The organism is Psychrobium sp. nBUS_13 (assembly GCF_051201665.1).
In the GTDB taxonomy this organism is placed as follows: Bacteria; Pseudomonadota; Gammaproteobacteria; order Enterobacterales; family Psychrobiaceae; genus Psychrobium.
This window is the reverse complement of the sequence record NZ_CP179210.1, coordinates 4,032,924-4,055,624: the sequence shown is the minus strand read 5'-3', so window position 1 is coordinate 4,055,624 and position 22,701 is coordinate 4,032,924. Positions and strand designations below refer to the sequence as shown.

At 40.9% G+C, this 22,701-nt stretch carries 24 protein-coding genes; 12 read left to right on the top strand and 12 right to left on the bottom strand.

Going from position 1 to position 22,701, the window contains the following annotated elements:
- Nucleotides 1-1,133: 1,133 nt before the first annotated feature.
- Genes ACMAZF_RS18925 through ACMAZF_RS18910 form a run of 4 tightly spaced genes read right to left on the bottom strand, consistent with a single transcriptional unit; the run spans nt 1,134 to nt 3,897 of the window.
- A complete protein-coding gene (locus tag ACMAZF_RS18925; protein WP_435275260.1) occupies nt 1,134-1,280 on the bottom strand; it encodes a hypothetical protein in 147 nt (48 codons plus the stop codon).
- Nucleotides 1,270-1,746, bottom strand: a complete 477-nt coding sequence (gene trmL, locus ACMAZF_RS18920) for a tRNA (uridine(34)/cytosine(34)/5-carboxymethylaminomethyluridine(34)-2'-O)-methyltransferase TrmL (RefSeq protein WP_435275259.1) — start codon at nt 1,744-1,746, stop codon at nt 1,270-1,272. The genes ACMAZF_RS18925 and trmL overlap by 11 nt, the downstream gene beginning before the upstream one ends.
- Nucleotides 1,747-1,794: 48 nt before the next feature.
- The gene (locus ACMAZF_RS18915) at nt 1,795-3,195 is read right to left on the bottom strand and encodes an ATP-binding protein (RefSeq protein WP_435275258.1); all 1,401 of its coding nucleotides are present in this window, start codon (nt 3,193-3,195) and stop codon (nt 1,795-1,797) included.
- Nucleotides 3,196-3,207: 12 nt separating this feature from the next.
- On the bottom strand, nt 3,208-3,897 hold the full coding sequence (locus ACMAZF_RS18910; protein WP_435275257.1) for a response regulator: 690 nt from the start codon (nt 3,895-3,897) through the stop codon (nt 3,208-3,210).
- 150 nt (nt 3,898-4,047) lie between these two features.
- Between ACMAZF_RS18910 and ACMAZF_RS18905 the strand changes: the two genes are divergently transcribed.
- The 3 genes from ACMAZF_RS18905 (at nt 4,048) to msrQ (ending at nt 6,407) form a co-directional block, all read left to right on the top strand.
- A complete protein-coding gene (locus ACMAZF_RS18905) occupies nt 4,048-4,545 on the top strand; it encodes a Spy/CpxP family protein refolding chaperone (RefSeq protein ID WP_435275256.1) in 498 nt (165 codons plus the stop codon).
- Nucleotides 4,546-4,803: 258 nt separating this feature from the next.
- On the top strand, nt 4,804-5,799 hold the full coding sequence (msrP, locus tag ACMAZF_RS18900) for a protein-methionine-sulfoxide reductase catalytic subunit MsrP (protein ID WP_435277286.1): 996 nt from the start codon (nt 4,804-4,806) through the stop codon (nt 5,797-5,799).
- An 8-nt stretch (nt 5,800-5,807) separates the two neighbouring features.
- Nucleotides 5,808-6,407, top strand: a complete 600-nt coding sequence (msrQ, locus tag ACMAZF_RS18895; protein ID WP_435275255.1) for a protein-methionine-sulfoxide reductase heme-binding subunit MsrQ — start codon at nt 5,808-5,810, stop codon at nt 6,405-6,407.
- On the opposite strand, the gene ACMAZF_RS18890 is transcribed toward msrQ, so the two are convergent.
- The 5 genes from ACMAZF_RS18890 to hslV all read right to left on the bottom strand — a co-directional run bounded on the left by ACMAZF_RS18890 (nt 6,404) and on the right by hslV (nt 9,924).
- The gene (locus tag ACMAZF_RS18890) at nt 6,404-6,766 is read right to left on the bottom strand and encodes a gamma-butyrobetaine hydroxylase-like domain-containing protein (protein ID WP_435275254.1); all 363 of its coding nucleotides are present in this window, start codon (nt 6,764-6,766) and stop codon (nt 6,404-6,406) included. The genes msrQ and ACMAZF_RS18890 overlap by 4 nt on opposite strands.
- Nucleotides 6,763-6,936, bottom strand: coding sequence for a hypothetical protein (locus ACMAZF_RS18885; protein ID WP_435275253.1), 174 nt, complete (start codon nt 6,934-6,936; stop codon nt 6,763-6,765). Before ACMAZF_RS18885 ends, ACMAZF_RS18890 begins: the two co-directional genes overlap by 4 nt.
- A gap of 3 nt (nt 6,937-6,939) precedes the next feature.
- Nucleotides 6,940-7,941, bottom strand: a complete 1,002-nt coding sequence (locus ACMAZF_RS18880) for a hypothetical protein (protein ID WP_435275252.1) — start codon at nt 7,939-7,941, stop codon at nt 6,940-6,942.
- 105 nt (nt 7,942-8,046) lie between these two features.
- On the bottom strand, nt 8,047-9,375 hold the full coding sequence (hslU, locus tag ACMAZF_RS18875) for an HslU--HslV peptidase ATPase subunit (RefSeq protein ID WP_435275251.1): 1,329 nt from the start codon (nt 9,373-9,375) through the stop codon (nt 8,047-8,049).
- A 9-nt stretch (nt 9,376-9,384) separates the two neighbouring features.
- Nucleotides 9,385-9,924 (bottom strand): ATP-dependent protease subunit HslV, encoded by a 540-nt coding sequence (hslV, locus tag ACMAZF_RS18870; protein ID WP_435275250.1) that lies wholly within the window; start codon nt 9,922-9,924, stop codon nt 9,385-9,387.
- A 260-nt stretch (nt 9,925-10,184) separates the two neighbouring features.
- On the opposite strand from hslV, the gene ACMAZF_RS18865 reads away from it, so the two are divergent.
- The 9 genes from ACMAZF_RS18865 (at nt 10,185) to ACMAZF_RS18825 (ending at nt 17,680) form a co-directional block, all read left to right on the top strand.
- Nucleotides 10,185-10,658 (top strand): helix-turn-helix domain-containing protein, encoded by a 474-nt coding sequence (locus ACMAZF_RS18865; protein WP_435275249.1) that lies wholly within the window; start codon nt 10,185-10,187, stop codon nt 10,656-10,658.
- Nucleotides 10,659-10,703: 45 nt separating this feature from the next.
- Nucleotides 10,704-11,630 (top strand): alpha/beta hydrolase-fold protein, encoded by a 927-nt coding sequence (locus tag ACMAZF_RS18860; protein WP_435275248.1) that lies wholly within the window; start codon nt 10,704-10,706, stop codon nt 11,628-11,630.
- A 75-nt stretch (nt 11,631-11,705) separates the two neighbouring features.
- Nucleotides 11,706-12,602, top strand: coding sequence for an alpha/beta fold hydrolase (locus tag ACMAZF_RS18855; RefSeq protein WP_435275247.1), 897 nt, complete (start codon nt 11,706-11,708; stop codon nt 12,600-12,602).
- 282 nt (nt 12,603-12,884) lie between these two features.
- Nucleotides 12,885-13,241: a helix-turn-helix domain-containing protein gene (locus tag ACMAZF_RS18850; RefSeq protein ID WP_435275246.1), complete on the top strand. Its 357-nt coding sequence runs from the start codon at nt 12,885-12,887 to the stop codon at nt 13,239-13,241.
- Nucleotides 13,242-13,396: 155 nt separating this feature from the next.
- On the top strand, nt 13,397-13,684 hold the full coding sequence (locus ACMAZF_RS18845) for a helix-turn-helix domain-containing protein (RefSeq protein ID WP_435275245.1): 288 nt from the start codon (nt 13,397-13,399) through the stop codon (nt 13,682-13,684).
- Nucleotides 13,674-14,963, top strand: a complete 1,290-nt coding sequence (locus ACMAZF_RS18840) for a type II toxin-antitoxin system HipA family toxin (protein ID WP_435275244.1) — start codon at nt 13,674-13,676, stop codon at nt 14,961-14,963. Before ACMAZF_RS18845 ends, ACMAZF_RS18840 begins: the two co-directional genes overlap by 11 nt.
- A 292-nt stretch (nt 14,964-15,255) precedes the next feature.
- Nucleotides 15,256-15,885 (top strand): hypothetical protein, encoded by a 630-nt coding sequence (locus ACMAZF_RS18835; protein WP_435275243.1) that lies wholly within the window; start codon nt 15,256-15,258, stop codon nt 15,883-15,885.
- Between the two features lie 172 nt (nt 15,886-16,057).
- The gene (locus ACMAZF_RS18830; protein ID WP_435275242.1) at nt 16,058-16,315 is read left to right on the top strand and encodes a helix-turn-helix domain-containing protein; all 258 of its coding nucleotides are present in this window, start codon (nt 16,058-16,060) and stop codon (nt 16,313-16,315) included.
- 27 nt (nt 16,316-16,342) lie between these two features.
- The gene (locus tag ACMAZF_RS18825; protein ID WP_435275241.1) at nt 16,343-17,680 is read left to right on the top strand and encodes a HipA domain-containing protein; all 1,338 of its coding nucleotides are present in this window, start codon (nt 16,343-16,345) and stop codon (nt 17,678-17,680) included.
- A 102-nt stretch (nt 17,681-17,782) separates the two neighbouring features.
- On the opposite strand, the gene ACMAZF_RS18820 is transcribed toward ACMAZF_RS18825, so the two are convergent.
- The 3 genes from ACMAZF_RS18820 to priA all read right to left on the bottom strand — a co-directional run bounded on the left by ACMAZF_RS18820 (nt 17,783) and on the right by priA (nt 22,532).
- Nucleotides 17,783-18,352, bottom strand: a complete 570-nt coding sequence (locus ACMAZF_RS18820; RefSeq protein WP_435275240.1) for an SPOR domain-containing protein — start codon at nt 18,350-18,352, stop codon at nt 17,783-17,785.
- A 3-nt stretch (nt 18,353-18,355) separates the two neighbouring features.
- A complete protein-coding gene (argS, locus tag ACMAZF_RS18815) occupies nt 18,356-20,104 on the bottom strand; it encodes an arginine--tRNA ligase (protein WP_435275239.1) in 1,749 nt (582 codons plus the stop codon).
- Between the two features lie 196 nt (nt 20,105-20,300).
- Nucleotides 20,301-22,532, bottom strand: coding sequence for a primosomal protein N' (gene priA, locus ACMAZF_RS18810; RefSeq protein ID WP_435275238.1), 2,232 nt, complete (start codon nt 22,530-22,532; stop codon nt 20,301-20,303).
- Between the last annotated feature and the right edge of the window lie 169 nt (nt 22,533-22,701).

Below are 22,701 nucleotides of genomic sequence, written 5' to 3'. Positions count from 1 at the left end.
AGAGACCCATAGAATAACGGCTCAGAATGATCAAGCAAGTCGATCATTTTTTATTTTTCAATTAATTTAAAACACTAGCTTTGAAGTGCTGAGTAGTTACTAATTTAATTAATTTTTATGCCGTTTGGCATATATATCCGTATTGGAAGCAATATCAGTTGAATGCATCTATAACGAAAATCTATTTCATTGTAAATTACATTTATAGTGGGAATAAGACTGGTAGGGGTTGTAATTTGCAATCCTTGCCATTGATGATTAATCCAACTCTGAATTAACTATATTCCATTTAAAAATGATTTCCAACTGTACTTTTTCAAATACAACTAAAGCCTAGTTTATTAATGAGTAAACTACCAAATAAAAATTTAAGATATCTTTTAAATCTATTTTTAGTATTTTAAATTCAATTGTTTATTTAATTTTTTTAAGTTGACCATTGGTCACTTATGTTGTTTCGTTGATTTATCTAGTCAAGACGAAAGATAAATGACATCAAGATGTTGATTTACGATAACAAAGGGTTAGATTGGCGTTTTAGAATGAGATTTTAGGCTGCTATCTGAATTTACAATGCTGCTCTATCTTAAAAGTGCTTACTAAAAATTAGCTGATTGAATGGAACTCAAAATCGACAATTAATGGAATGTATAGCTAATTCCTTCTTGTATGTGATTTTGCAGCAACACAGAACTTGAATCATGCAGTGTGTTGTTTTCTGTGTTCATTTTCTCACTGGGTTTTATAAGCATTACTTGTTTTTTTATCACAAAGTAACCCAATTAAACATATGAAATTATAAAGGAAAAGGCCTATGAAAGAATTAGATCTAAAAGAATGCAATTCGGTAAGTGGCGGTAAGGCTCCATTAAAATGGGATTAGCTTCGTAAAGAATACGAACAATTGAATAGCACGCGGTCTGCTAACCTCGAACTAGCAAAAGATGCGCATGAAAAAAATATTGAGTCGCACATTCAATGGAAAAAATGTTCTGAATTGAGATAAGCCAGAAGGGTATTCTAACGAGCTGTTGTTGGAATACCTTATTATATTGTGGATAACTATGTAATAAAAACAATTAATTTACGTCTTATAAAGCGCTTAGAGTGTTAATCTGTCTAATCCATAAGTTCTAACCAATAATTTTATTTTGTCGATCTGAATAGCAACGAAATGGTTTGTTTTTACGCATGTTTTCTTCTGCATAAAACGCCATTCGACGTTGTGATTGATGACGAATTTGCAGGCGTTTTTTATGGCGTATGCGATTAGCTCTCATAACCCTTAGCTCCCAGATAGCCGACTTGTCGCCACGATTCGTAAACGATAACAGCTACCGCGTTAGATAAATTCATGCTGCGACTTTCTGGCAACATAGGAATGCGAATTCGTTGTTGTGGCGGCAGAGATTCTATAATCTCCATTGGGAGTCCGCGAGTTTCGGGGCCAAATAATAACATGTCACCATCTTCAAAACCGGCTTCACTATGACTGCATGTCGCTTTAGTGGTGCAGGCAAATACACGTTTGGGAGCAACAGTTTCTAGCATAGCTTGGTAGTTTTTATGGCGCGTTACATGGGTCATCTCACTATAGTCTAAACCGGCACGTCTTAGTTTTTTATCATCAATATCAAAGCCTAAAGGTTCAATAAGATGAAGGTGATATCCGGTGTTAGCACACAGACGAATAATATTGCCTGTGTTAGGCGGGATTTCTGGTTCGTATAAAGCAACGTGTAACATGTTTGGCTCGAATGAGAGTCTTTGCACGCATTGTACCTAGCCTATGATTTAATTGCTAGAGCCCCGTGTATGTGACGTTAGTGGCAGAGATATTGTGACTGTTAATCCACCTTGCTTGTTGTTGCTCGCGACAATATTTCCCTGATGGCGCTTCACTGCTTCATGTGCAATGGCGAGCCCTAATCCTGTGCCTCCCGTCTTGCGATCCCGTGATGTAGATACGCGATAAAACGGCGTGAATAAGTTACCTAAATGGTCGTCGTCGACACCGCAACCATCATCAATAATATTAATAATAAGGTTGTCGCCTTCTTGATAGGCAGATAAATTAACCCGTTGTTTAGCATAACGAATAGCATTGCGAATGATGTTTTCAATAGCACTAGCAAGAGAATCCCACTGAACAGAAATAGTTATGTCAGCTGCAATGTCGTTGACCAATTCAACCTGAGCTTGATGGGCTTCAAAACGCGCATTGTCGATAATATCTTCCATAAAAAATGAAAAATCAGTTTGTTCAAACGGATGTTCACCGGCAAGCGTTGAGCGAGATAACGCTAATAGCTGATTAAGCATTTTATCGATGGTTTCAGTTTCTTGCTCAATACGTGTTAATTCTTCATTGTCGCCAAATTGGCGACGATGAATGGCATTGGCTAATTGTAATCGCGTTAATGGTGTTCTGATCTCATGGGAAATATCCCCCAGCAAACGCTGTTGACCATTAACCATCGATTGTACTGAATCCGCCATTTCGTTGAATGATTTAGCTAGTTGACCAATCTCATCATGGTAACGCAGAGCAAGTTTGTCGGCACGCGCGGTTAAATCGCCTTGTGCTAAGCGTTTGGCGCTGCGATCTAATGACCGTATTGGTCTGGACAAATGCCAAGCTAAAAGGCCACAGATGACGGCGCTGATGATCATCACAATAGCCAAGACTATCCATGGGTTTCCTTTAAGAAAATTTAAAATTTGTGAACGATGTTTATGTTCGAAGTCTCTGACAAATAAACTATAGGTTTGGCCGTCATGGTCAAATTTATAGGGACCATAAACGCCCCAGCGCTTATAGTGAAAATAGCGTTGCTTTGGATTTTCTTCTAGTTGAATGAGTGCCAAATAGATGTCTTTGGGAATGCGCTCCCCTTTGAGGCCAATATTATTTTCATTCACAACAAAAATGCTGTCGAGTCTTCCACGTTTTTTAATGATACGTTTTTTTAAATAATGCGGTGGGCGCATCTTGTGTTGAAGACGTTTAATTGTCTTTTCAAGATTGGTTGATTTTTGCAGTGTTTTCGCGACTTTTTGATGGTATGCGTTTAACTTAGGGTCAACTTTAAGGGAAGAGTCAAGCATTTTAGGCAGCACTAAAATTGCCGCCATTTGAGCAACCGTAACAAACCAAAATCCAAAAAATATTTTTAAAAATAACTGCTTAGGCATTATTACTTACCGTTAATTATCAAGCCAAATGTAACCGTGACCGCGCACTGTTTTGATGCGAGGTAAATTGTCGCTGCGAGGTGGTAGTTTCTTTCGAAGGTTCGACATGTGCATATCTAAACTGCGATCAAAGGCTTGTAGACGTTTACCAAGCACTTTCTGATTGAGATTATTTTTTTCTAATAGCTCGCCTGGAAACTCTAGCAATTCTGACAACAGTAAAAATTCTGTACCTGTTAAATCGAGTTTTTCGTCACCACAAAATGCCTCTTGGCGACCATGGTGAAGCACCACATCTCCGCGCTGTAATTTTTGAGTTTTTTGTGGCATTAACTGACTACGGCGCAAAATAGCTTTAACGCGTGCAAGTAACTCGCGGTCATTAAATGGCTTAGGTAAATAATCATCTGCGCCAAATTCCAATCCTATAACACGGTCTATTTCATCGCCTTTGGCCGTTAGCATTAGTACTGGCAATTGACTTTGTTGGCGCAGCTTTTTCAACACATCAAAGCCATTGAGCTTTGGCAGCATTACATCAAGCAATACGAGTTGATGTGCTTCTTCCAGTGCCAATGCTAGACCAGATTCACCATCACTTGCCGTATCAACTTCGTAACCTTCCATTGTCAGTAGTTGAACCAATAACTCGCTGAGTTCTTGGTCATCTTCAATGAGTAGCAGTTTGTTTGAATGTGTCATGGCAAGCCTTAGTAAGATGCATCTATGGTTGGAATTCTAACGAGTGTGAATAAGAAACACACTTACTTTACACAGTTTTACACTAAATATTCACTGCTTTACATGGGGGCCGCTAGTATAGATTTCGAACTAAAACAAAAGGACATCGATATGAAAACAGCAACAAAAATTTTGGCGACATTAGCGTTATCAAGCTCTCTCGTTATTGGCGGCGCTATGGCAATGGGTTCTGGCGAGCGTCACTTCGCAGGAGGTGGCTTTAAAATGGAGCGAATGGCTAAAAAATTAGAACTGACAGAAGCGCAAACAACGAAAATTCAAGCGCTGGTTGATGCACATAAAGAACAACGCCCTGAGTTTGATAAAGAGGCCATGAAAGCTAAACGCAAGCAGATGAAGGCTGATTATGTCGCATTGATGAATGCGCCAGAGTTCGATGAAGCAGCAGTACGTGCAAAAATGGCTGAGCGCGCTGACAAACATGCAGAGCGCAAGATTTCAAAAATGAAGCTTAAGCATTCTATTTATCAAGTGCTCAACGAAGAACAGCGCGAACAGTACTTAGCAATGATGAACAAGAAAAAGCATAAAATGAAAAAGCGCATGAAGAAACGTATGAAGCACGGTCATGACCATGAGGGTGAATAAGCATTGTGTAGATCGCAGTGATGCATTGTGAAATTAGCCGACATCTTTGTCGGCTTTTTTATTTTTAGCCCAAAACACAGCGTAAATAAGTGATCGTTATTCATTAATTAGCGTAATGAAAGTAAATAAATAGATGTTTAATGGAGACTGAGGAAATTTTTTTCCCTTGCTCGCTGTCTTATCAATTAATCATTACGTGAAATTTTTTCTTGGAGCAACACAGTGTCTAATAAATTTACCAAAGGGTTACTGCGCAAAATGCCGTGGCATATTAACGACTCAGAAATTACACCTGAAGCTGTGTTTAAAGATCGTCGTAACATTGTTAAAGCGCTGGGTTTAGGTGCTGTTGGTGCGAGCATGCCAAGTGCTGCGCAAGCTGATATTTTTGATCTTTTTAGCAAGGATAAAGAAAAGAAAAAGTTTGTCACGCAGCCGCTAGCATTTACTAAAGATACGAATTACGCCAAAGATGAAATAGTCACGCCATACAATAAGGTAACAACTCATAATAATTTTTATGAATTTGGAACCAGTAAAAAAGCGCCTGCTCAAAATTCACAAGAGTTTCAAGTTGAGCCTTGGTCATTAGTGATTGATGGTGAAGTAGAGCGTCCAATTACCTTGGGCTATGATGATTTCACCAAGCTAATGGAGTTGGAACAGCGTACCTATCGTATGCGTTGTGTTGAAGCATGGTCAATGGTTATACCCTGGTTAGGTTTCCCACTAGCAACGTTGCTAAAGCGTGCAGGGGTAACCAGCAAAGGCAAATACGTTGCTTTTGAAACCCTACATGATCCTGAGCAAATGCCGGGACAGAAAAATCGCTTCTTAGGTGGTGGCATTCATTATCCTTACGTTGAAGGTTTAACCATTAGCGAGGCAATGAACGATCTAACTTTCATGGCTGTTGGTCTTTATGGGAAATCACTGCCACCTCAGAATGGTGCGCCAATTCGCTTAGTTGTGCCGTGGAAATACGGGTTTAAAAGTATTAAATCAGTGGTTCGAATTCGTGTTACCAGCCAGCGACCGCCAACAAGTTGGAATCAATTGGCTGCCAACGAATACGGTTTTTATGCCAATGTGAACCCTGCTGTTGATCACCCTCGTTGGTCACAAGCCAGTGAGCGTCGTATTGCTGAGGGTGGTTTATTCTCGGCGAAACGTATTCCGACATTACCGTTTAATGGGTATGGCGATCAAGTAGCCGATCTCTATCGTGGATTAGATTTAAGAAAGAATTTCTAAGTAATTTTATGCGCTTAACAAACAAACATTTATTTTTAGTAAAAGCATTTATGCATTGGGCTGCCTTGGTACCAATTGTTTACTTGGTACTTGCAGTGATGACTGATGAAGCCGGTGGTGATCCGGTACAATACATCATTCATTACACAGGTATTGGCGCGCTTAATACGTTACTTATCATGCTATGTATTTCGCCCATTGCTAAACGCTTTAAACAAGGCGTGCTTGTGCAAACTAGGCGCTTAATGGGGCTCTATGTATTTGCCTATGCGACATTACATTTAGCAGCATTTATTAGTTTAGATTTGTTATTTGAATGGTCACTGTTTCTTACCGAGACCGTTAAACGGCCTTATATCTTAGTGGGTATGCTCGCCTATTTATTGCTGTTTGCATTAGCGATAACATCGCTTAATTCAATTAAACGAAAAATGGGCAAGCGCTGGCAAAAGCTTCATAACAGCGTTTATGCAGTGGCGTTGTTAGTGCCGCTGCATTTTATTTGGTCGGTGAAATCTGAAATTATTGAACCGAGTATTTACATCGCACTAACGGCATTGTTGTTATGGGCGAGAAAAGATCAGTTAAAACGAATGTTCTCGCGTTAATCGCTAATCGTTAGCGATATTGCATTATCTTTTAATTGTTTGGCGTAGCTAACGCGCGCCAAATAGTCTGACCATAGTTGATCTTGCTCTTCGCAAAGGCGTCTCAAGTACTCCGCACAGTAACTACCACTTTGATGTCCATCGTCAAACAAGATATCTAACTTGTTTTCATCGTATTGCGATTTTAAAATCTTAACATATGCCTTAGCTGTTACTAGTGGCGGTTTGTTAAGGCCTTGTGGAACAACTGTGGCGTTAGGGGAATAATACCAAGTTGACAAAGTTATTGCCCACTTTTGCTGGTTAAAATAAAATGAATGTTGCGTTGCTTTCAATCCCAATAGCCAGCTATTGCTCAATCAAGCGCCTTGCCTTCATTTGTTGTTCCTTCGCAAAACAAGATCACAAACTTAATCAAATTGGTATAAACTCGCAGCATCTCAAAGCCAATAAGCTGACGGTAATCATCGCTAAAATGAACTTCTAGCAGATAAGAGAAACAGTGTTGTTTGATAAGGGTAATATTCATTACTTACTCTATGAACTGACTTAAGCTTTGCGCGCCGTGGATAGTGGTGCCTTCAAGCTGGAATATGAGTTGATTATTTTTAGCAAATACTGAATCAAATGTCTGTAAGACTTTTTCTTCACCTCGTCTCGAGCGTTGCCAAAGTATCTGCCCATTACTTTTATCAAAAACAGCTATGTCATTCATTCCGTTTACAATGAGAAGGTTTTTATAGACAAAAAAATTGTTGAATTTTTCATGAAATTTATCTGAAAATTTTGTATTCCAAAATGTCTTACTAGGGCTCTGTCTTGTTAGCATATGCTCATACAGCACATATACTTCATTCTCACTGACAATTTGTGCTTTGAAAAAAGCATTTGGATTTGTCCAGTCGGGTTTAACTTCTTGACAAACTAAGCCACTTTCTTGCTTTTTTATCGTACAAATAGAAAACGGTGTTTCTAGTCCGTCGTGTATAAAAAATGAAAGAGAGTGTGTCCCTGAATTTGAAATGAGATGCTCATCAAATCCTTCGTAGTTCAAGAAACAAGGGCGAGATTCTTGGTCGTCCGGAACGTAACCCTCTTCGTAATGCGCAAACCTATTTTCATGTATGGTGACTAAATCATTAATGATAATTTTCTGACTTTTATTATGGAAATGGCGAAAAACTTTGAATGTTTTTCCGTCAGACGAAAAACGTAAAGAATCAAAGTAACCGTTACCCTTCCAGATTAATTTTTCGTCTCTATAAACTGCAATATGTTGGGTTAATTTGGTAGTAAATCCTTCAGGTGGGCAATGTTCACCGTCAAATAACTTCTTGCCGATGTAAACTGTTAAGTCACTCTCAATGGGTTGATAAATATAGTTTACTTCAAAATCTAAGCCATCAATTTTTTGCTTCAAATCGAATGTGACTATAACTTGATCTTTAACGTATTGGTTTTGCGCTAAGTGCTGAGCGTTAACTGTGATTGATAAACACAATAGCGTGATAAAGATGCTGACTTGCTTATACATTCCGTTGCCTGATTTTTGTTTTATTTTCGTAGTATTACTCAATTATAAAAATAAAAAAAGCCGTTTAATCAAATGATTAAACGGCTCTTGTATGCAGTGTATAAATTAAAGAATAAACTGGCTCAAATCTTCATTCTGAACTAAATCGTCTAAGTATTTATCAACGTAAGCCGCGTCGATTGTTACTGACTCGCCAGTGCGATCTGACGCGTGGTAAGAAAGCTCTTCCATTAGGCGCTCTAGTACTGTGTGAAGACGACGTGCACCGATGTTTTCAGTACGCTCATTTACTTGCCATGCAGACTCCGCAATACGCTGGATACCACAGTCAGTAAATTCAATATCAACGCCTTCCGTCGCTAACAACGCTTTGTGTTGCTCGGTCAGTGAAGCGTTTGGCTCTGTTAAAATACGTACAAAATCTTCAGTTGATAATGCACTTAACTCAACACGAATTGGTAAACGACCTTGCAGTTCAGGAATCAAATCTGACGGCTTAGACACTTGGAATGCACCAGAGGTGATAAACAAGATGTGATCGGTTTTCACCATACCGTGTTTAGTTGAAACGGTACAGCCTTCGATTAATGGTAGTAAATCGCGCTGTACACCTTCACGAGAAACATCAGGGCCAGACGCTTCACCACGCTTACAAATTTTGTCGATTTCGTCGATAAATACGATACCGTTTTGCTCGGCCATGTCGACAGCTTGTTCTTTCAAATCATCTTGATTAACAAGCTTGGCAGCTTCTTCTTCTTGCAATGCTTTGAACGCGTCTTTGATTTTCATCTTACGTTTCTTAGCTGGTGCGTTACCCATGTTTTGGAACATGCCTTGAAGTTGGTTGGTCATTTCTTCCATGCCTGGAGGTGCCATGATTTCAACGCCTACTTGTGGCGCTGCAACTTCAATTTCGATTTCTTTATCGTCTAGTTTACCTTCACGCAATTTCTTACGGAATACTTGGCGTGTGCTAGAATCTGTCGATTTTTCTTCTTCTTCAAAACCGCCACGTGCTGGTGGTAATAAAGCATCTAATATACGTTCTTCAGCAGCTTCTTCTGCGGCATAACGTACTTTACTCATTTGTTCTTCACGTGTGATGTTTAGGGCAACGTCGGCTAAATCACGAATGATTTGATCAACTTCTTTACCTACATAACCCACTTCAGTGAATTTAGTCGCTTCTACTTTAATAAAAGGTGCGTTAGCAAGCTTGGCTAAACGACGAGCGATTTCGGTTTTACCAACGCCGGTAGGACCGATCATTAGAATATTTTTAGGCGTAACTTCTTGGCGCAACTCATCGTTAAGTTGCAGTCGACGCCAGCGATTGCGCAGCGCGATAGAAACAGCGCGTTTTGCGTCGCTTTGACCAATGATGTGAGCGTCTAGCTCTGAAACAATTTCTCTTGGTGTCATCTGTGTCATGGTATCGTCCTACGCTTTGTCTGTTTCGATGTCTAAGGTTTCAACAGTTTGGTTACCGTTGGTAAATACACAGATATCACCAGCAATTGTGAGAGCGCGAGTAGCGATATCGTTAGCGCCTAATTCTGTGTTTTCAAGCAGTGCCGTAGCTGCTGCTTGCGCAAAAGGACCACCTGAACCAATGGCAATTAAATCATTTTCTGGCTGAATAACATCGCCATTACCAGTGATGATTAACGACGCTTCATGATCTGCAACGGCCAACAAAGCTTCAAGTTTACGCAAACCGCGATCACTACGCCAATCTTTCGCTAGTTCAACAGCGGCTTTGGTTAAATGTCCTTGATGCATTTCTAATTTAGCTTCAAAGCGCTCAAATAAAGTAAACGCATCGGCGGTGCCGCCAGCAAATCCTGCTAATACTTTGTTGTTGTATAAACGACGCACTTTTCGTGCATTGCCTTTCATTACTGTGTTACCCAGTGATACTTGACCATCACCAGCGATGACAACTTTGCCTTCACGGCGTACAGATACTATCGTAGTCATTATCTGTCCTTTATATGAGATAAGCGCAGAGTGCGCGAAATTTTTGATTTGAATACATCAAATCAGACATATTGTAGAAATGGGGACGCGCATTTGCTTTTCAAGGCTTTTATTGATTGTTCGCCATGAAAATCCTTTGTGACGTGAGGATGTCGTGGCTTTGTCAGGTAAAGGTCATTAATATGACGTGTTATCTCAACCTTAAATTTTATAGTTTGTTGCCACTGATATTTCAGGGCACACAACCTTGAGTAAGAATAATGAAATTAGATGGCAAAAAAGTATCGGCATTGCGATTAGCACGTTGCTGGAGTCAAGAACAACTAGCTGAAGCAGCGGGACTAAGCGTACGGACTATTCAGCGCATTGAGAAAGGCGGCAGTGGATCACTTGAAACGATGAAATCTCTTAGTGCTGTATTTCAAGAGGAGTCATTGGGCGCTGATGAAATTATTGATGGGCCTGTCTCTGCATCGCTATTTGACATGTTGAAACGCTTTAGCTGGGCCATCGCGTTTCTGATTACTGTGTTGTTAGTGGGCGCGTGGGTGATTGATATTTTAATTCCGACACTCAAAGGCGCTGACTTTAACCAGCAATATGAGATTCACAATAATTTTAGATATTTGGATTTCGCGGTCGTGAGCTTTCTTATCGGTGTAATCATACTGTCAGTTCGGCTATTACAGCCAGTTATAAAGCTGAAGCGTATGCCATTTTCAACCTCTAAATAGTTGCAGTGGTATCGGTTGTTCGGTGCAAACTGCATTGAGTTAACCATGACAAAAATTAGTATAAAAAAATTATTTATTAGAACGCTAGCTGGAATATTGTTAGCACTTACTACGCTATTCTTTATATTTTGGTGGCTGCCGGCGCTGTGTCTTCCGCTAGTATCTAATCCTTCGTCTTATCAACCATTACCTATTTCTTCTTTAACAATGCAATGCCAAATTGCAACTGAGCGTGAAGCATTCAGTTATTGCATTTCTCGCGATCTTGAAAGCAAGAGTGAGCGAGTTATTTATTATTTTCACGGTCGAAATGGCAATGAGCGCTGGTGGAATGATGACACTTATTACACCGGAGAAATCAATCAACATTGGCGTAAGAAAGGCGCAGACGTACCAACAGTTGTGAGTGTATCACTCGGGCCATTGTGGTTGTTAAATCAAGATTCATTGCGGCAACTCAACGAGGTACTCATACCGAATATTGAAAGTACTCTGCCGTTTAATGTCGCAGAGCGATTGGCTGTAGGAGAGTCGATGGGTGGAGTGAGCGTGTTAACACTGTGGGGGCAAGGAACTCCTAAGTTTGATGGAGTGGCGGCCTTGTGCCCGCCATTACCAATGGTATCTCCGTTTGATGATTTGAAGAGTTTGATTAGCTATTTGGGAAGTTCTACAACATCGATTCAGCGTGGATTGATGATGATGATTATGGGACGAGCACTTTACGAAAATGATGAACAATGGCGAACGTTAGATGTAATTGAAGCTCTTAAAGATGGTAAAAAATCTATAACTACGCCATTGTATTTAAGTTGTGGTAAGCGCGATGATTGGGGCTGCATGGACGGCTCTTTATCGCTAGTAGTTTTGGCTAAACGCCGCAATATACCGCTACAGTGGGAGCCTAGAGAAGGCGGGCATTGTGATATTGATAGTAAATCACTGGCAGATTTTTTAATTGCTCAGCATTAATGAATAGAAGTTGTATGACCTTGGTTAATCATATATTTTAAACTCACGTTTAAATAGTCGGTAAGACGCTACTTTATGATTAACCAACAGTCTCATTTCGTCGATTTTGACGACCATTCAATTCACCTTCGTGAAATATCGCCTGATAAGCCTAGCGATTTACCACCGGTGTTAATGCTGCATGGGGCGATTGAAGATGGTCGCATTTTTTACTCAAAATCAGGCAAGGGCTTGGCAAGCACGTTAGCGCGTGCTGGTCATACCGTTTATGTGATTGATTCACGCGGTCGTGGCCAAAGCACACCGCCGATTGGCAAAGATAATAATCACGGTCAATTTGAAATGATTGCCCATACGCTACCTGAATGTCATCGCTGGGTACTTGGGCGTCATAAAAATCACTCTAAAATTCACTGGATGGCGCACTCATGGGGCGGTGTCGTAATGTGTGCGGCGCTAATACGTTTTCCAGAGTTGGTGGATTCTGTTGAATCACAGGTCTTTTTTGGTACCAAGCGCACCATTAAACAATGGAGTTTCGAGCGTCTGTTTAAAGTGGAGTTTTTATGGAAACGCTTTGGCCCTTGGCTCGCGAAGAAAAAAGGGTTCTTCCCATTTAAACAGTGGAAAATGGGCAGCGATAACGAAACCTATTTATCCATTAGTGAAGGGCAATTGTGGGTGCGCGATGTGGCATGGATCGATCCGCGAGATGGATTCGATTATGCTAGCGCCGCTAAAAATGTTAACTGGCCGCGCACGTGGTTTATTGCCGCACTGAAAGATCCGGTGCTTGGTCATCCAAAAGACGTCAGACGTTTTAGCGAAGAAATGGGTCATGGTAAACACACCATTTTAAGTAAGGCCAACGGTAATGCGCTAGATTACGATCACATCAATATGTTGACTCATCCCAAGGCTGTGGATGACTATTTCCCGCATGTTATCGCCTTTGTGAACGAAGTTAGTTAGTGCCTATTTACATAGTGAAAAGCCAATAAAATAGCGAATGTCGGGCGAAAGTCGTGGTCGATAATGCTAATCTAATGGCAATATTTTTCCGAACATTGGTGAGGAATCGGGGGACCTGTTGATCTGCCGGAGAATGGGTTTTGTGCAATTGACAGCGCTTGTTCGAGATTTCTACGGCGTTATAGCCAGCTAGCTTAATCCACTAAGCGTCGCAGGCTCTGCCTTGTATAAAGCACGAACAATTCGCTGCAAAAACATTCACGAAAGATGAACAGGTCCTTTATGATAGTTAAAAAACTACGAGAGAAAAATCGTTGGTCTCAAGAACAGTTAGCTGACGCCTGTGGCCTAAATGTACGCACTATTCAACGTGTCGAAAGTGGCAATAAAGCCAGCTTAGATACACTCAAATGCCTCGCCGCTGTTTTTGAAGTAGATATTTCAAAACTAACGGAGGAAATCACAGTGATTGACAAAGAATCTGCACAATGGAAAGAGCTGCCTTGGTGGTTCAGAGCCAACATGTTTGGTGTATACACCAGACGCCACGTACTCATGGTCGAGTTTTTTTATTGGCACTCGGCTTTGTATTTTTGTTTTTTAATGATGATAAATTCGGATGTGCGACATTCTTCTTAGGGGCCTATATAACGGGATGGATTGTTCGTTATGGTGATCGGAAAGAAGTTTGGTGATGTTATATTAAATAAACAGCCCACCTTATAAGACATAATAGTATCTAATTTATTTTTTATTGTGTTAAATTGGACATAATAGTATCTATTGAGGTTGTTATGTCTCCACTTTTAATTGAATCAGATATTCAGCTAGCGTTTGCGTCGCACCTGAGAAGTTTAAGAGAGCAATCTAAGCTTTCTCGTGAGGCGCTAGCTTTACAAAGTACCGTTCCAGCCTCCACGATTAAAAAGTTTGAATTAACGGGGCAAATATCGTTTAGACAGCTGTTATTGCTGTGGCAGTCTTTAGATGACTTAAATCGTTTTTATCAGCTGACTCAATCTATCTCTCAGCGCTCTAGTGTTCCGAAGACTATTGAGGAGGTATTAAGAGATGGCTCATAAAACAATTAAAAAATTATTAGTTCATCGTCGATTATCAAATGGCAATATGATTGATGTAGGTGTACTTGCACAAAGTAGACAAGGCGTTTTTTTTCAATACGATGCCTCTTATCTTGCTAAGTTTGGTAATTTATCGCCTTTTACATTGCGTGCAGATACCAATCTTAACCTTGCAAATAAGTCATTACACTCCGGGTTACATGGTGTTTTTGCTGATGCATTACCTGATGGCTGGGGCTTACTATTACAAGATAGAATCTTCAGACAAAATGACTTGTTACCTACGCATATTACAGCGATGGATCGACTGGCATTTGTAGGAGATACAGCGTTAGGTGGCTTATCGTTTTCACCTGTTTCTGGTTATGCTTCATCTGCCGAAGATAAAATTAGCTTATCTGAACTTGGTATCAACGCACAAAAAGTATTTGACGGACAAGCTCAAGAAGTACTCGCAGCACTAGTCGCCGCTGGAAGCTCAGGCGGGGCTAGACCAAAAGCACAAATTTATGTGCAAGGAAGTAAATTTGATGAATGCCATACCATTGAACAACAAAATGACGATGCGTGGATTGTAAAATTCACGTCTAGCAATTTAGCGTTAGGCCATGAGGAGGGATTATGCGAAGCTGCATACCTCACATTAGCCAAGCAGGCAAACCTCAACCCGCCACAATGGACATTGCTTAATGCACCTAAACAGTCTGGTGCGAAACAGTGGTTAGCGCTGAAGCGTTTTGACTTTATCAATAATGAAAATCAGCCCTCGGGTAGACTTCATATGCATAGTGCATGTGGTCTATTAGATGCAGATTTTAGAACACCGAGTTTGGATTATGATGATTTAATACGTGCAAGCCGTACACTATGTAAATCACCAGCAGTAGGTCAACTTCAATTCAGGCGTGCGATGTTTAATTTATTGGCGTGTAATCATGACGATCACAGCAAAAACTGGGCTTTTCTACAAAATGATCATGGCGCCTGGCAACCTGCGCCATTTTATGATGTAACGTTCAGTCCTCACCCATTTGGAGAACATGCAACGTCATTTGCTGGATATGGAAAAACACCTCCATTAAAAGCCGCACAAAAGTTAGCTCACTCCGCTGGTTTTGCTAAATGGAGCGATGCCAAACTAGTCATTGAAGAAACAGTAGATGTGATCGAAAACTTTCAAAAGACTGCACAATCGCTAGGTGTTTCGTTATCAACCAGTAAGTTGATCACAAAACAATTAGCAGCAACAAGAAAAGCGGTAACAACTGAGCTTCTATAACGACGTTCTTGTTACTCGTAAATGGCCTTGCATTTTTTTATGATAACGCATTTTGATCTGCGACATTCTTTTTAGGAGCCTATATAACGGGTTAGATTGTTCGTTATGGTGATCGCAAAGAAGTTTAGTGATGTTGTTTTAGTCTCTAATCAGATCCAGAATGTTGAATAAGGGCGCCGTTATGTGCTTTTTTATTTTTAGCGAAATATGGGCACATTTCCATATGTAATCATAAAGCTGTTACTATCACTGCTAACGTTTATTTACCGAAATTACAGTGATGAAAATATCCATGTTATCCCGTTTGATTGTTGGCGCTGTTGCACTTGGAAGTTCTGTTTCAACCAATGCCGCAGGAAAGAACACGAGCGGTAAATCGGTTATATTACCGGCACCTCAAGTATCTATTGCAACGCATGATGCTTATTTTGATCATATTAGAAAACACTGCGGTAAAGCGTATGAAGGCAAGATAACTGTTGATAACGCCAAAGGCGGCAGCTTTGCTGGCAAGAAGTTAGTCATGCATGTTCGCCGTTGTAGTGACCGCGAATTGCAAATTCCATTTCATGTCGGCGATGATGCCTCACGCACGTGGATTTTAACCAAAACGGGGTCGGGTATTTCGTTAAAACACGACCATCGTCAGCCTGATGGCAACTACGAAAAATCAACCATGTACGGCGGTCACACACTTGATGCAGGTTGGGATCGCGTACAATCATTTCCCGCCGACCAATACTCCAAAGCAATGTTTGTAAAACACGGCATTCCACAGTCAAACGGCAACACGTGGCAAATGTTCATTTACCCTGAAAAATTCACCTATCGCATGATCCGAGAAGGGCGTGAGTTTAGAGTGGACTTTGATTTGACTAAACCGATAACTCCGCCCACGGCGCCTTGGGGCTACAAGGATTAAGTAACGATTTATTGAGTGGTGTTCATTATGATAAATATTCACTAATAATGGTGAATATTTATCTTTTCTTACCATAAATTCATTTATTCACTGATAGTGGTGAATATCTCTTGCTAATACCAATCCTATTTATATAATCACTGTTAACGGTGAATTATGGGGCGCGTTTAATATGGCTAATCGAGTTAAAGTTTCAGACATGCCCAGCGCGGCATTTATAGAAGATGCCGAAGTGTTAGGTAAGTTGGTTAAAGCAAAACGAACACAGTTGAACATGAGATTGGCTGACTGCGCTGCGCTTTGTGGAGTCGGTATAAATACGTTATCACGTATTGAAAATGGCAACGCCAATTGTACGTTGTCAGACTGTATTTTCAGTGTTACAAGGGGTGGGAATAAAGTTATCAACAAAAGAGCTATTAATGCCTGACTCAATAGCCGATGACGAGTGGGTTTAATGATGAGTGATGAACTAGACGCTTACAGCCTAAAGGTTAAATTTTCTCAAACAGTTATCGGTGAATTATCGCAGAACAAAGCTACGGGGTTGCTTAAATTAGATTACACCGAAGATTGGCAGCAAAATGGATTTGCGATATCTCCACGTTTAACGCTTGATAACAATCACGATGTCTCTGTTACATATAACTTCCTTGATAATGCTTTACCAGAAGGACAGGCTAGACTACTGCTCGCTGAACGGGCAGGTGTTTCAGAAAAGAATGTTTTCTCTCAAATACGTGAAATAGGTGAAGACCTTTCAGGTGCCGTTACTTTTGCTCCTAACGGCATTGAGAAAATTGAAAATGAACCAATTTTTAGACTACTTAGTGAAAGAGAACTTGAAAATCGATTAGATATTAAAGACGACGTCGGCCTGTTAACTTGGGATGATAAGCCTAGGCTCAGCGTAGCGGGTGTTCAGGATAAACTGAATGTATTCATCAATGAAAATGGCGATATTGGATTTGGTGATGGTGCTTTATGTTCTACCCATATTTTAAAATTTGAAAAGAAGAATTGTTTGAATCTAGTTTTGAACGAGTTTTTTTGTATGAAACTATCCGCAGCAGTCGGTTTATCAACAGCTGAAGTCGAGTTTATTCGATTTGGAAAACACCCTGCGCTTATTGTTCAACGTTTTGATCGAAAGTATGGTCCAGAGAACAAACAGGTATTGAGAAGGCACGTTATCGATGGCTGCCAAGCGTTAAATTTACCTAGAGATTACAAATACGAACGAAATTTGGGAGATAACAGGGATGTGCAGCATATTAGAGATGGTGCAAGCCTGCCTAAATTATTTGAGTTCACTCAATTGATGTCTTCCCCTGCCCAAAGTACGCAATGGCTAATTAACTGGCAGTTATTTAATTTGATCATTAGTAATTATGATAGTCACGGTAAAAACGTGTCTTTGTTTTGGGGCAAAGAAAAAAGTAGCTTTACACCAGCTTACGATCTCGTAAATATTGCAATGTTTCCGCAGTTTAAACACGTATTAGCAATGGCAATGGGGGATGAATTTGATCCTAATGATATCAATGCCTATCAACTGGCTGACTTTGCTGAGACTTGTGAGATCGACAAAAAACTATTGGCAAGATTACTTTCAGGTTTAGTAGATAAGGTTGTGACTACTTTAACTGATACATCGTTTATCCCCGATTTAGTCCAGTTCAATAAGTTTTCGAAGCAAGAACAAGTTTATTTAGAGAAACTAAAAGACAACGTAATGTCTAATGCAAAACATTTAAAATCCCAAGCATCATTGATTTCAATAATCGAGGTTTAGATAATTTTTGTTCTATGAAAATAAAAGACATCAATTTGCGTTCGAATTGATGTCTTTCTTATTTCTATTTCAACTGACTTTAGAACCGGAATTTAAGAGGAATTAGGTCCAGTAAAGAATCTCACAAGTATTGATGTTGGCGCGCTGCATTTTGTGGCGCGTTTTTTCAGCCTGACGCTTGTTGTCATATGGTCCGAGGATAACTTGATACCAAGTGCCCTTTGAACCTTTAACCTTTTTGATATTGGGCTCTTCACCCATAAAGGCCATTTTAGCTTTCATCTCTTCTGCTTGAGATAATGCTTTAAAGCTTGCACATTGCAAGCGATAACGTCGATTGACCGTTTTGATATCATCGTCTGGTAAATCGACGGTGATTTCCTTTTTATCAAGTGACTCGTACACCCAAGACTCTTGTGGAGCTTGAGGTAGCGGTGTGTTTTTAGCAACAGTTTTTTTCTTGGGCTTAACTTTTTCAATAACAACAGATTGTTCTTCTGCGCTACCATTAATGTACATTAAAAAGTAGCCGAAACCACCAGCAATCAAAATCACCAAAAATAGCATAAACCATACACGCGGCTTAGGGCCGCTTGGTTGTGCTTTTTTGCCGCGAGTATTGCGTTTGGCCGCCGGTTTTCTTGGGCGGCCTTTTTTAGCGTGATCAGGCATGGATTACATGCGCTCCAACGTCTCGATGCCTAATAGCGATAAACCTTGTTTTAAGGTTTTAGCTGTTAGTGCTGCTAGCTTTAGACGACTTTGCTTAAGTGCTTCATCATCGCCAACTAGAATTGGGCAGGCTTCGTAGAAGCTCGAGAAGGTACCAGCAAGGTCGAACAAGTAGCTACACATAACGTGTGGCAAGCCTTTGTCGGCTACTTGGTTAACTGCTTCGTTAAATTGCATTAACTTAGCACCTAATGCTTTCTCTTGATCGCTGTTAAGTTGAATATCGCCCTGTAAGTTAGCTGCATCAACACCAGCTTTTGCAAAGATGCTCGATACACGAGTGTATGCATACAAGATGTATGGTGCGGTGTTACCTTCAAAACTTAGCATGCTGTCGAAGCTGAATGTGTAATCGCTGGTACGTGTTTTAGATAAATCAGCGTATTTCACAGCTGAGATACCAACAACGTCACCGATTTTTTTCAGCTCCTCTTCGCTCATGTCTGGATTTTTAGATTTTACTAAATCAAAAGCACGTTGTTGTGCTTCGGTTAGTAGGTCAGCTAATTTAGCGACTTCACCCGAGCGAGTTTTGAATGGTTTGCCATCTTCACCCATTACGGTACCGAACGCCATGTGCTCAAGCGACATTTCTGGGCGAGCAAAGTTAGCTTTTTTGGCGAGGGTAAAGATTTGTTGGAAATGCAGGCTTTGACGCGCATCTACAAAGTATAAAACGCGATCGGCATTTAATACGTCGTTACGGTAGCGAGTCGCTGCCATGTCGGTTGTTGCATACAAGAAGCCGCCACCGGTTTTTTGAATGATGATTGGCAGAGGTTCGTCGTTTTTACCTTTGAATTCATCAAGGAACACACACTTTGCGCCGTTGTCTTCAACTAATAGACCTTGTGATTCTAATGATTCAACAACGCCAGCTAGCAGGTTGTTGTATGAGCTTTCAGCCATCACGTCTTCGCGGGTTAGGCTTACACCTAAACGGTCGTAGGTTTCTTGACAGTGACTCAGCGAGATATCGATAAATTGTTGCCATAATTTCTGACAGTTTTCATCGCCGCCTTGTAGCTTTACAACCATTTCACGAGCGCGTGTTGAGAAGCTTTCGTCTTCGTCGAAACACGTTTTTGCGGCGCGGTAGAATTGCTCTAGGTTGTGAAGCTCCATTGAGATTTCACCGCCTTGTTGTTGCAAACGCTCCATGTAGGTTAGCAACATGCCAAACTGTGTACCCCAGTCACCAACGTGGTTTTGACGGGTTACTTTGTGGCCTAAAAACTCTAGAGTGCGTACTACGCTGTCGCCAATAATTGCTGAACGCAGGTGACCTACGTGCATTTCTTTAGCAAGATTTGGTGCGCTGTAATCAACGACGATGTTTTGTGGATTAGCAACAACTTGAATGTTTAAGCGGCTGTCTTGATAAGCGGCTTCTAGTTGGTCTGTTAGTGCATTGTCAGCAACGAAAAAGTTAATGAAACCAGGACCAGCGATATCGGTTTTTTCGATAACGGCAGATGCTGGTAAATGCTGGCAAATTAACTGCGCTAATTCGCGTGGATTTTTACCCGCCGCTTTTGATGTCATTAACGCTAGGTTAGTGGCGAAATCACCATGAGACTTATCCTTGGTTCGGTCTACTTGAATTCGCGGCGCAGCATCTGCTGGCAAGATATTCTCTTGCTTTAAAATTTCGACGGTCTGTTCAAGTAATTGCTGGATATTGTCTTTCATTAGGTTTGTTTACCACTAGTCTGATTGTTGTTCACATTATGTAATTATTTGCCCGCATCTGGCGTGGCTATAACGGCTAAGTCTATCGTAAAAAATCTGGCGTCACTAGGGCGCTTTAGCGCAAATTTAACAATTTTCAGCAATTTTTTTTAAAAGCAGACTTTAGTCTTATCTTTGATTGAACTAAATTAGCGGTTTAAATCATGTCTATTGGGTCAACATCTATTGACCAGCGTACCTTGTGGCTTGATTTGTGTTTTGCTAATTCTATTTGCAGTGCATCAATAAACGCATGTAATCGACTCCGCGTTGATGCTTCAAAGATCACTTGCCAGCGATATTTACCGGCGCGGCGCTCCATTGGTGATGGCATTGGACCGATTTGACGTAATGGATGGTCTTTGCTACCTAGTTGTTGCAGCAAAGGCATGGCGACATCGTGAATAGTTTGATTAAAAGCGGTAATGAGATCGCCTTTATGGGATTCGATGCGCAGTAGCGCCATGTGCCAATAAGGCGGTAGTTGAGCAATGCGACGCTCTTTCATAGCAACTTCACTAAACGCCATATAGCCTTTATCGTTGAGTAGTTGCAGCAGAGCGTGTTCCGGATGGTGAGTTTGCAGCGCGACTTGTCCCGGCTTACTCGCACGTCCTGCACGGCCTGAAACCTGTAGATATAGCTGGGCGAGCTTTTCGCTGGCTCGAAAGTCACCGCTAAATAGTGCGCTATCAACATCTAACACTGCGACTAAGGTGACATCGGGAAAATGATGTCCTTTGGCAAGCATTTGGGTACCGATGAGAATTTGGTAATCGTTGTTATTGATGGCATTAAGTGATTCATCAAGCGCGCCTTTGCGGCGAGTGCTATCGCGATCGATTCGTACACTCTTAAACTCGGGAAATAATTCGTTAATGGTGTGCTCTAATTGTTCTGTGCCTACACCAGCTGTAACTAATTGCGTACTGCCGCATCCTGGGCATTGATAAGGAATGGGATGCTGGTCACCGCAATGATGACATTGAATATAACGATATTGTTGATGAACGGTGTAATTGGCGTCACAGCGTTGACAATCACCAACCCAACCACACTCGTGACAAAGCAAAGCAGGTGCATAACCGCGACGATTTAAAAATATCATCACCTGATTGCCACGATCGAGATGATGACGCATTAACTCAATGAGTTGTGGTGACAATCCGCTTTGTAATTGCAGCCCTTTAATATCAATAAGCTGATGACTGGCGTTACTTGCATTTCCAGCACGCTTAGTGAGCGTTAATAGCTGATATTTACCCATGTCGGCATTGTGAATCGTTTCAAAACTTGGCGTTGCGCTGCCCATGACGAGTGGGATGTTTTCGGTGTTAGCACGAACGACGGCTAGATCACGGGCGTTATATCTAAAGGTATCTTGTTGCTTGAATGAGCCATCGTGCTCTTCATCAACAATAATCATGCCTGGTTTTAACATCGGGGTGAATATAGCTGAGCGCGTACCAATAATAATGGCAGCTAAGCCTTGTTTAGCTTTGAGCCAACCATCTAATCGCTCTTTGTCATTCAGTGCTGAATGTAAGAAGACAATAGGCACATTAAAACGGCGCTGAAAACGGCTAAGTGTTTGAGGTGTTAATCCAATTTCGGGCACCATAACTAAGGCTTGTTTACCTTCGCTAATCACTCGCTCAATCGCTTGTAAATAGACCTCGGTTTTACCACTGCCGGTTATGCCTAATAATAAACTGGTTTGATACGTGGTTTTGTTATTAATGGCTGCGACGGCAATTGCTTGTTCAGGGTTTAAAACAAGTTTGTCGTTTTGATTAATGTTGTCTTCATTCCAGAGGCAGGGCGCAGGCGTTGGTTTTTCTGTCAGTTCGATTAGGCCTTTTTCAGTACACGCCTTGATAGCTGGTGACGCAAATTCCGAATCTTTAAGTTGTTGAGGTGTTTGAATCGGATTTTGCTGCATGTGCGCTAGTAATTGTTGTTGTTTTTTAGCGCGCTTTAGCTCATCTAACTCGGTGAGCTTTCCTTGTTCGGAGAGTTGCCATTGCATAACAGGCTGGAGTATTGCTGCTTCGCCTTTTCTTAATAAGGCTGGCCACGATTGATTATAAATTTCACCAAGTGAGTAGTGATAATAGTTACTCGCCCACGTTAGCAATTTATGAAATGACGGCGGTTGGAGTGGTTCATCATCTAGCGCTGAAATAATAGGTTTGAGTTTGCTTTCATCAATTGAATCGTCAAGTTCGGTAACGTGGTTTGTTACCATACCTGTTAGCTCTCTTGAACCAAACGGCACGACCACACGTGCACCAACGACGGGAAGTTTAATTTCCGTAGGGCAGAGGTAGTTAAAAGGTCTGGTAAGCGGCGTTGGAACAGCAACTTCGAGCAAGGTTTCGTGAGTCATTGGAGTATAAGATTTTGTCAGATGAAATGAGTTTAACTGCAATTGAATAAGGATGCGAGTATTGCGGTAAAGGATCAATACTCGATCGTTTTCACGTTTTATTCTTTTTTATGGTTGTTTATTTATTTAAACCGCTAGTCAGAGCAAAAACATTGCTATATAATCCGCG